This is a genomic window from Mycobacterium simulans, from assembly GCF_900232995.1.
In the GTDB taxonomy this organism is placed as follows: domain Bacteria; phylum Actinomycetota; class Actinomycetes; order Mycobacteriales; family Mycobacteriaceae; genus Mycobacterium; species Mycobacterium simulans.
On the sequence record NZ_OCVX01000037.1, the window covers coordinates 1 to 9,108 of the forward strand.

The 9,108-nt window shown below is 63.1% G+C and carries 10 protein-coding genes and 1 pseudogene; 5 read left to right on the forward strand and 6 right to left on the reverse strand.

Going from position 1 to position 9,108, the window contains the following annotated elements:
* The first annotated feature begins 230 nt into the window (after positions 1-230).
* Positions 231-1,535, forward strand: a complete 1,305-nt coding sequence (locus MSIMFI_RS26695) for an NAD(P)/FAD-dependent oxidoreductase (RefSeq protein WP_191499938.1) — start codon at positions 231-233, stop codon at positions 1,533-1,535.
* Between the two features lie 13 nt (positions 1,536-1,548).
* Here MSIMFI_RS26695 and MSIMFI_RS26700 read toward each other — a convergent pair whose 3' ends face one another.
* From MSIMFI_RS26700 to MSIMFI_RS26725, 6 genes and pseudogenes are all read right to left on the reverse strand, one after another.
* Positions 1,549-2,118: a dihydrofolate reductase family protein gene (locus MSIMFI_RS26700; RefSeq protein WP_191499939.1), complete on the reverse strand. Its 570-nt coding sequence runs from the start codon at positions 2,116-2,118 to the stop codon at positions 1,549-1,551.
* A gap of 64 nt (positions 2,119-2,182) precedes the next feature.
* Positions 2,183-2,716: pseudogene (locus MSIMFI_RS26705) on the reverse strand (peroxiredoxin); the annotation flags it as partial.
* A 23-nt stretch (positions 2,717-2,739) separates the two neighbouring features.
* Positions 2,740-3,912 (reverse strand): MFS transporter, encoded by a 1,173-nt coding sequence (locus MSIMFI_RS26710; protein WP_191499941.1) that lies wholly within the window; start codon positions 3,910-3,912, stop codon positions 2,740-2,742.
* 47 nt (positions 3,913-3,959) lie between these two features.
* On the reverse strand, positions 3,960-4,721 hold the full coding sequence (locus MSIMFI_RS26715; protein WP_224770474.1) for a hypothetical protein: 762 nt from the start codon (positions 4,719-4,721) through the stop codon (positions 3,960-3,962).
* A gap of 281 nt (positions 4,722-5,002) precedes the next feature.
* On the reverse strand, positions 5,003-5,818 hold the full coding sequence (locus MSIMFI_RS26720) for a TauD/TfdA dioxygenase family protein (RefSeq protein ID WP_191499942.1): 816 nt from the start codon (positions 5,816-5,818) through the stop codon (positions 5,003-5,005).
* A 138-nt stretch (positions 5,819-5,956) separates the two neighbouring features.
* Positions 5,957-6,442, reverse strand: a complete 486-nt coding sequence (locus MSIMFI_RS26725) for a pyridoxamine 5'-phosphate oxidase family protein (RefSeq protein ID WP_191499943.1) — start codon at positions 6,440-6,442, stop codon at positions 5,957-5,959.
* Between the two features lie 105 nt (positions 6,443-6,547).
* Between MSIMFI_RS26725 and MSIMFI_RS29905 the strand changes: the two genes are divergently transcribed.
* The 4 genes from MSIMFI_RS29905 to MSIMFI_RS29130 form a co-directional block, all read left to right on the forward strand.
* Positions 6,548-6,871 carry a WhiB family transcriptional regulator gene (locus MSIMFI_RS29905; protein WP_191499944.1) on the forward strand — a complete coding sequence of 108 codons (324 nt, stop codon included), beginning with the start codon at positions 6,548-6,550 and terminating at the stop codon, positions 6,869-6,871.
* A gap of 99 nt (positions 6,872-6,970) precedes the next feature.
* Entirely contained in the window at positions 6,971-7,240 is a 270-nt protein-coding gene (locus MSIMFI_RS26735; protein WP_191499945.1) for a type II toxin-antitoxin system TacA family antitoxin, read from the forward strand.
* A 317-nt stretch (positions 7,241-7,557) separates the two neighbouring features.
* A complete protein-coding gene (locus MSIMFI_RS29910; protein ID WP_396820594.1) occupies positions 7,558-7,881 on the forward strand; it encodes a hypothetical protein in 324 nt (107 codons plus the stop codon).
* A 568-nt stretch (positions 7,882-8,449) separates the two neighbouring features.
* On the forward strand, positions 8,450-9,108 hold a 659-nt coding region (locus tag MSIMFI_RS29130), incomplete at its 3' end, for a PE family protein (RefSeq protein WP_191499946.1).

The following is a 9,108-nucleotide window of genomic DNA, read 5'->3' on the forward strand; positions in this document are numbered from 1 at the left end:
CTTCACTTGACGTTACGGACCGTTCGGTTGCACACCCCGCCACGCGGGATGCTCGACGCTGGGCTTCGGCCCCGCCCGTTTCCAGACGACACCGCCAGCCTGCTACCGGGCCTCCTGACAGCTACCCCGGACCGGACTTACACCGGCAAGCGACGACGAGCTTTCGAATCAGCCGTCAACCGTTCACACGATCAACCACCTTTCACAACTGGACACACAGGAGCTACCCCATGACCGCCACGGCTGACGCCGTCATCGTTGGCGCAGGAATCGTCGGCTCCGCCACGGCTCTGGAGCTGGCGCGGCGCGGAGTCGACGCGCTCGTACTCGACAAGGCCGGTGCCGCCGGCATGGGATCGACAAGCGCGTCCAGCGCCCTCATCCGGTTCAGCTACTCGACGTGGGAGGGTGTCGCGGCTTCCTGGGAGTCGAAGTTCCGCTGGGAGGAATGGGAAGAGTACCTAGGCTACCGAGACCCCAACGGAATGGCGCGGTTTCATCGATGCGGCAAGATCCTCCTCGACGTCCCGCTCATCCCACGACAGCGAATGATCGAACTGTTTGACCGGGCACGTATCCCATACGAGGTGTGGGACGCCGAGCCGCTCGCGAAGCGCGTGAAGGGCATTGATACGGGTTCTTTCTACCCGCCCAAGCCGGTCGATTCCGATGAGTTCTTCGAAGACCCGCATGGCCACCTCGGAGCGCTGTACAACCCCGACGGCGGATACGTCGACGACCCACGCTTGGCCGCTGCCAACCTCGCGGCGGCGGCCGCGCACCGGGGCGCGCGCTTCGCGTTCCGCCGCCGGGTCATGTCGATAGATCGCGTTGGTGACGTGTGGCGCGTAGCGATCGATGGACACGAACCGGTCGAGGCACCCGTGCTCGTGAACGCGGCCGGGCCATGGTCCAGCGCTATCAACAAGATGGTCGGCGCCACAAGCGATTTCACGATCAAGGTCGCCCCAATGCGCCAGGAGGTTCACCAGGTGCGGGCGCCTGCATCGCTGCGGGAGTCGGACGCCGAGTTCCCCGCGATCGGCGACTTGGACCTGGGCATCTATACGCGGCCCGAATCGGGAGGCAACATGCTGGTCGGCGGCACCGAGCCCGAGTGCGATCCGCTCGAGTGGATCGACGACCCCGATGCGGCCAATCTGAACTCGACCGTCGAGCGGTACGAGGCTCAGATCACCCGAGCCGCACGGCGCTTTCCGGAGTTGACCGTTCCGAACCGGCCCAACGGCATTGCCGGCGTTTACGACGTCGCCGAGGATTGGACGCCGATCTACGACAAGACGGCGCTTCCGGGGTTCTACGTCGGCATCGGAACTAGCGGGAACCAGTTCAAGAACGCCCCGATCGTCGGCTCCATCCTGGACCGGATCATCGACGCCGTTGAAAACGGCCACGACCACGACAGCGACCCGGTCCACTACACATGTAGGCACACAGGGCACGACCTCAACCTCGGGGCCTTTTCACGTAAGCGAGAACGCAACCAAGATTCCTCAGGCACGGTAATGGGATAGCCCCGAAACTCCCTCAGCGATGCGCCAATTCGGTCGGGGTTTTCCAGCTGGCCAGGGTGACACCGCCGGGGAAATTCATCGGTGATGCAGCCGGGCTGAACCCGGAGATCATTCGGCCGTCGGGGAACAGGCGGCGACCAGCGCCCTGGACGACGGGGTAGATGAACAAGCGGTACTCATCGACCACACCCGCGGCGATCAAGGTGTGGCACAACGTGATGCTGCCAGTGACCACGATGTCGCCGCCCGGCGCTGCCTTGAGTGCTCGGACATGCGTCACGGGATCGCCGGACAATACCGTCGAGTTGTTCCACTTTGGGTCGGTCATCGTCGAGGACACCACATATTTGGCGACGTTGTTGAGGTAGTCGGCGATGCCGCTGGCGTCGTTGGTCTGGTTCGGCCAGTAACCGCGGAAATCCTCGAATGTCTTTCTGCCCAGCAGTAGTGCGTCGGCAGTCTGGTCTTGACGACGCATCTCAGCCGTCAGTTCGTCGTCGTGTGCTTGCGGGTCAAACCAGTCCTCCAGCATCTCGACTGAGCCGTCGAGGGTCACGTTCTGCGTGATGATCAGTGAGCGCATATCAAGATTGACTCGATAACGATGGAACATTCATCGCCACTACGGGCCCCTCAGCGTGTCGCGACTATTCCGGGTTGGCTCTGAGCCATCCCAGCACCTGCTCGGCATGCTCATCGGGCGGAAAGACTGGGTAGAACGCATGCTCGATCAGCCCGCCACGGACGATTAGTGTCAGTCGCTTGTAGAGCGTGGACCCGCCGGCTTCGAATGTGGGCAGCCCGAGGTCATTGGCAAGCTTTAGCGTCGGGTCGGAGAGCATCTCGAAGGGCAGCTGCAGCCTTTCGACGGCTTCTTGCTGGTAGTCGGCTTCTTGGCTGGACAACCCGAATACCCGTGTAGCACCGGCGTTTAGAAGTTCCCCGTAGTGATCGCGGAAGCCGCACGACTCGGGAGTGCAACCACGCGCCCCGGGAATCGAATCCCAGCCCTCAGGCGAAGCGGTGCCGGGGCGACCGATCTTGGGATAGGCGTAAATCACGGTGCGACCTGTCCCCAATGCGTCGATGACGATCATCTCGCCCGCGGTGCTCAGCAGTGCCAGGCGGGGAACGGCTCGGCCCGGAAGATGGTCTGCCGCTCCATCATCCACGGGTGCGGGTGGGGGCGGGCTCACTAAGTCCATTAGCTGTTCTCCTCCGGGCAGACCGACGCCGTGGGATGATCGCCACGCTCAGCCTTCCATGATCGGATTACGGGAAGGCTGGGAATTGCGAAGACGGCCGCTACCGGCGCGAGTGCCGCAATTCCGAACATGATCGGATAACCGGCTGCTGCGATCACCGCGCCGAACACGGGGCCGGAGAGCGAGCCAATTAGCAGCTGCCCCATGCTTTGCACCCCAAGCGCTCGTCCGCTATAGCGCGGCCCCGCGTATTCCACCACCGCGGTAACCGTCAGGCCGTTGTCGGCAACACTGAGGATCGCGAGCGCCACGATGCACGGGATGGCAAGTTTGAGACCTGCCGCTTCGGCACTGGCCAAGATGACCACGCACACCGTCACCGAGATCGCGATCTGCCGGATAGGCGTTGTTCTCGATCCGGTCACATCTGACCAACGTCCCGCCACCACACGCCCCAGAGCGCTCACCAACTGAGTCGCTGCGACAAGAAGACCCGCGTCCACCGCCGCCCAGCCTTGGTCGGACCGTATCCAAGCGAACATGAATGTCCAGACGATCGCTTGGGGCACAGTGAGCAGCATGCCCGACAAGTGGATCCGCTGAAGATACTTGGAACCGTCCTTGTATGGGTTTTTTGGTTGCACAGAGTTTTGTCCAACGGGCTGCTGCACTGGGTCTGGGAATAACGGACAGAGGCAGCCAACGCAGCCGCATATGAACGCGGGCGCGAGCAGTGCGCGCCCTGGCCCGACCGAGTCGGCGAGGGGCGGGAGCAGCACCGCCGCTAGCGCGTTGCCCAGGGGTTGAGCTGTTTGACGGACGCCCATGGCCTTTCCGCGTTGCGAGGCAGGGAAATGGCCCGCGACCAGTCGGCCGGTCGCCGTGTTCACCGATGCTGCGGCAGCGCCCCCGAGAAACAAGAGAAGCCACAATTGGCGGTACTCGGCTACAGATGAGGCGACGGCGTAGGCGGACGCTGCCACGATGAACCCTAAAACGCTTGGGATCCGTTCTCCGTGCTTATCGATAACCCAACCCCACGGAACCAAGGCGAACATCATGCCCAGAGCGGGAGCGCCTGCCAGCCCTCCCGCTGCCGCAAGCCCCATCCCGTGGTTCGTCCACGTCGGGATGAGAAACGTCGGAGCGATCGTCAGGGTATGGGCGGTCAACGCGGCGAGCGTCCCCAGCGCGAGGGCGGCGTGCCTAGACGAACACCTTAACGACACGTGCTCCCCTCTGAAGACGGGGCATCGCGCCAATTCATAGCCACCCCAGCCTGTTTGGGCTTAGCGAACCGCACGCCGGACATCACTTCTTCGTGCGTGCGGACGGGGTCCCGCCGCCACGACTCGAGCCATTCCCGGTCGATTCCCGACAGATGGCCGAACGTCAAACCGGGGTAGTCGCCCGGGAGCGAGGCGGTGGTGGGCACGGGGAGCACGTCGCCATATAAACGCCCCGCCCACAGGTCCCCGCTCTCGTCAAGCGGCCGGACGTGTCGTTTGTCCAAAAGCCCGGCGACAGGCAGTTGCGTCGGAGTGCGCAGGCTGTTCTCCGCCCCAGGCAGGTCGTGCCGCACGACCCAGTCCACGATGGAGTCTTGCCGGTCGTTCAGCTCGTGGTCAGCGAAAGCTGTAGTCATGACGACCGGTATGGCGATTCCCCCGGCGGCCCGATATGCGAGCAGCGCATCAAACCTCTGCCTCAACTGGTTCGGTGTGTCGAATGCGCTGACGGAGACGCGCAGCTCCGCTCCGACGCCCGCCAGGCCGTGCGCTACCTCGGCTCGAATCGGCGTGAAGCATTTCGTCACGAACACCACGAACCGGTCTGTCTCCCCGATGATTTCGGCCAGCTGCAGGGCTTTCGGCCAATTCCATGAAGCATCGCTGTTCCAGCCGTTTCTCAGGAATCGTTGTGTCGTAGGGAGATAGCTAAGGTCCGCGAGCAAGACGCTTCGATCAATGATGTTCTCCACGCGCTCAGCGAAGTCGAACCCACTTTGGTATGCGGCTTTGGCCGCAAAACAGCTTCCGTAGCATGTTTGGGCCAGGCTGAGGCAGCCTCGGTACAAGTCCGTTGTAATGCTGTCGAATGGGAGGCCACCCACGCATCCCGCGCGGACCACATCAGGGTCCGCCACCCGCAGGGCGCCCTGCCCCCGCATGACACGCGCACTGTCTGCCACCGTTCGTCGCACGTGAGCCAGCACTTCTTTCGCAGCAGCAGTCCCAGTCGGAGTCGAGACGGCGTTGCCAGTCATCGCACACCCGCAGGGACAGCAAACTTGTCTTTCGGCGCAAAAATCTTTGCAGTTTTCAACCAGCGGCGCCCTTCGAAGGGCTCGCGGCGATGCATGAGTTGAGCGTTGTCGTAAAGGATCAAATCCCCCGTGGACCAGCGGTGCGAATAGACCCGACTCGGGTGCAGGAGATGATCGAGGACCAGCCGCTTGAGTGCGGCGGAGCTTTCTGCCCCGAGCCCTAAGAACTCGACGGTGTTCTCGCTGACGTACGCGAAACGTCTTTGGGAGGTGGGGCTTTTCAGTAGCGCCGGCTGACAGACTTGAACCGCAGGAATGTTGTCATGGTCGGACGCGGGTTCATACACAACTCGTAGCCCAGCTAGCCGATCGACCAGATCAGAGTCGAGCCCCGTTCTGTCTACGTCGGTGGACACGAAACTTGTTGCCCCTCCCGTGACCGACGGGACCAGACAGTACAGGAAGGCGAGTGTCGCCGGATTCTCTCGGTGTTGCTGGTCCGAGTGCCAGAAGTCCGTTGTGGTGCTGGCGAACCCGATGCGCTCCCCGTCGTTGTCCCGCAGATTTGAAAGGCTCCCGATCGCCGGGAACTGGGGTGAGAGACAGATTTTTCTGGACGATTCCTCCAGGCTTCCGATCCGGGTGGCAAATGCGTGCAAATCGGGATCGTCCAAAGCCTGCCGAGGAAATATGAGCAGCCCCCATTCCTCAAGCAACGAGAGCACGTCGGACAAAACGCGGTCCCCGATTTCATGCAGAGCTATTCCATCGATCCTGGCCCCGAACCCGTGACCTAAGGAAGTAACCCTCATGAACACCCGTCTCTTCAGCCGCGCCGACGAACGCTGTGTGGATAATAAGTGACACCCAGCATCCGTCGACTGGGCTATTTGCACATGAAAACCGCGAATTACGTTCGTAAATGCACGATCGCCACGGTCTACCGTTGGCTAACCGTCGTTGACGAGATTCGCGAGGTAAGCGGGTAACCGGCCAGCACCAAAGTCATAAAACCGTGCCCATTGCGGCTCGATCGAAATGCGCACCATCTGCTTATACGTCGACCGCACGTTGCGTTCGAACTCGGCGAGCTGGGGTCCGTCCATCGAATTCCTCGCTGCCGCAAGGTACTCATCGGTGACGCCGTCGACGGTTTCCAGTGTGGCGAGGCCACGCACTAAGAGGGCCTTCGCCTCTTCGGGCGTGGAGCCGGTGTCGATCGTCAATGCCACTTCCGGGCGAGACGAAAGCGCGCGGGCTTTCGGCGAGGTCGGCGCCGTGGAGACGACGATGCGTTCACCGGTCCAGTAGAAGCCGACTGGGATGACCCGCGGGAAGCCATCATGTCCGTTGTAGGCGAGCCTTGCCATGGAGCCGGAGAGCAGCTTCTGGGCGTCGGGGTGGCCAAGCTCTCGAGCCAGCTCTTGCTTGTTCATCACAGTCGTAGTCCTACCCGGTCCGCCCGAGCTGGACACCTGCGGACACACACGATCCCTCAATGCGGTCCCAAGTTCGTCGACGCGTCACGGGAGTCCAGGATCATGCGCCGCCGGAATTGCCATGACCCACAGGCTCATCGACATCACCCGCCCGATCAACCGAAGCCGCTTTGCGGATCCAGGCATGGTCTTCACCAGGGGCAGGCGGCCGCAACGTGCGGGCGGGAGGAGGGGCAGCTCATTGTCAGCACTCTTTGTGCGGGGGCCGCGCAACGTAATGCTGCGGCTATCTGCCGTCACTGCCCCGTAATACAGGAGTGCGCGACGGACGCGCTCGACAATGCGCTCGAGTACGGCATCTGGGGCGGCATGACCGAGCGCCAACGCAGGGCACTTCCCAACCGACACCCCGAGGTGGTGTCGTGAGCGGACATCTTCAACAACCGCAACCGCCGCGTCGCCGGATAGATAGTCAAGACCACCTCTGTCCTGCTAAAACGCTGGTCGGCTGAGTACATGACGTCGATGAAGGACGACCGGCTGCAGCTGCGCGTCGACGCGGCCACCAAACGGCGCTTGGAGGAGGCGGCAAACGAGGAGCACCTGAGCGTCACAGCGTTCGTTCTGCAGGCTGCCAACCGGGCTGCAGACAGTGCGCTCGCCGAACGGCAAAGCATCCGCCTCTCCCCCGTCGCCGCGGCTGCCTTTGCTGAAGCACTCGAACGTCCAGCGCAGGTGAATGAGCGGCTAGCGGCGGCGTTGCAGCGGTCGGCGAAGTTCAGCTGGCTCGACTGAGGTGCAGTTCCACCGGCCGACACTGTTTGACCCGGACAAACACCACCGCGACGAATTCGACTCTGGTGACACAACATTAGACGAGTGGCTGCGTCGATACGCAGGGCAGAACCACCGCGGCAATGCCGCCGCAGTGTGGGTGATTGCTGACGCCAGCCACAACGCCGCCTGCTATGCCACATTGTCGATGACTTCCGTCGATCGATCCGCCAGCCCCAAAACCGTTGGGCAGGGGCGCGCCACGACAGGTTCCCGCGCTGCTGATCGGCTGGCTGGCCACCGACGCTCGTGTAGCCGGACTTGGCCTCGGTACCGAGATGGTCAAACATATCCTGGCCACCGCCGTCGAACTGAACATCAAAGCGGCCTGCCGGGCAGTTGTCGTCACCGCGCTCAACTCTGACGAGCTCCGCTGGTGGCAGCGGTTCGGATTCGAACCGTTCGATGCCAACGAATGTCGCAACGCTGGATCTCTACGTGCTGACCAAAGACGCCCTGACCCAGGCGCCGGGGTACGTAGCCCCGGATGGGACGCTAACCCGCGCACTGGACCCGTGTCGACCGTGCCTACGAGCGAATCTGCATCGACATACAAACGCCGTTCGAACGACCTCGCCATCGAAGTACCACTAGCTGCTTGAGGATTCGGAGCAAGCTCGCCATTCCCCATCGACAACAAACTGTCGAAAGTCGATCCTCAAACGGCTAGTCATTTGTCATCGAAATACGATGAGCAACAGTGTAATTGATGATTCCGTGGCCGGGTCGTGCAACACTCTTTGCTTACCGTCGGGGTGGGCTTGCCTGCAAGCCCACCCCGCTGCCCGAGGAGGGGCGCACGCGCGAAGTACTCAAGTACATCATCGGGACGCTTTGTCTGTTCGCTATCGCCTTCGGGCTCTACCCGGTTCCCCAAACCCCCGGCTGGACCTGAGCCACTAACCCGATCGGCTTGCCCGTACGGCCGACATACGTACTCGGCAGTCGCGATGCCCTCGGGGACGGGCGGATGCACTACGCGCGACGGTTATCCCACGACGGATGCCGCGTTGCGGAGAGCGATGTCACCACAGCCACCGACCTCGACGTACATGTTCCGTGACGAACGCCGAAAAACCCAATCTCCCGGTTCGGCACTGCGATAGCGTTGCTACATCGATGCACTCGTTCCGCCCGTGGTGCCGCGACGACGTGACAGGGAGGCACAAGGTGGCATTTGTGACGGTAACCCCTGAACTAATAGCGGGGGCGGCAACGGACTTGTCGAGTATCGGTACGGCGATCAGTGACGCCCGTGCGGCGGCGGCGGTGTTAACCACGGGGGTGCTGCCCTCCGCCGGGGACGAGGTGTCGGCGGCGATCGCGGCGGTGTTCAGTGCCTACGCCAAAGATTTTGAGGTTCTCAGCGGTCGGATCGCGCAGGTTCACGACGGATTTGTCGAGACGCTGAACGGCAGCGCCGGCGCCTATGCCGCATCGGAGGCGGCCAACGTGCCGTCCTTGCAGGCCCTTGGGCAGGATGTGTTCGGCCTGATCAATGCGCCCAGTCAGGCGCTGTGGGGACGCCCGCTGATCGGTAACGGTGAGAACGGGGCTCCAGGGACAGGACAAGACGGCGGCCCTGGTGGGATATTGCTGGGCAACGGCGGAGCCGGCGGATCCGGGGCCAACGGTCAAAAGGGCGGTAACGGGGGATCCGCCGGTCTGATCGGTACGGGCGGGGCTGGTGGGGCTGGCGGAAGGACCCGCGAAGGCCAACCGGCCGGAGCAGGCGGGGGGGGGGGGGGGGGGGGGGGAGGGGGGGGGGGGGAGGGGGGGGGGGGGGGGCGCGGGGGGGGGCGCGCGGGGGGGGCGAGGGGGCCGGGTCG

What these genes read in the sequence shown, in the direction of transcription:
- MSIMFI_RS26695 (WP_191499938.1), top strand. Translation starts at nt 231, where the DNA reads ATGACCGCCACGGCTGACGCCGTCATCGTTGGCGCAGGAATCGTCGGC.
- MSIMFI_RS26700 (WP_191499939.1), bottom strand. Translation starts at nt 2,118, where the DNA reads ATGCGCTCACTGATCATCACGCAGAACGTGACCCTCGACGGCTCAGTC.
- MSIMFI_RS26720 (WP_191499942.1), bottom strand. Translation starts at nt 5,818, where the DNA reads ATGAGGGTTACTTCCTTAGGTCACGGGTTCGGGGCCAGGATCGATGGA.
- MSIMFI_RS26725 (WP_191499943.1), bottom strand. Translation starts at nt 6,442, where the DNA reads ATGAACAAGCAAGAGCTGGCTCGAGAGCTTGGCCACCCCGACGCCCAG.
- MSIMFI_RS29905 (WP_191499944.1), top strand. Translation starts at nt 6,548, where the DNA reads ATGCGCCGCCGGAATTGCCATGACCCACAGGCTCATCGACATCACCCG.
- MSIMFI_RS26735 (WP_191499945.1), top strand. Translation starts at nt 6,971, where the DNA reads ATGAAGGACGACCGGCTGCAGCTGCGCGTCGACGCGGCCACCAAACGG.
- MSIMFI_RS29910 (WP_396820594.1), top strand. Translation starts at nt 7,558, where the DNA reads ATGGTCAAACATATCCTGGCCACCGCCGTCGAACTGAACATCAAAGCG.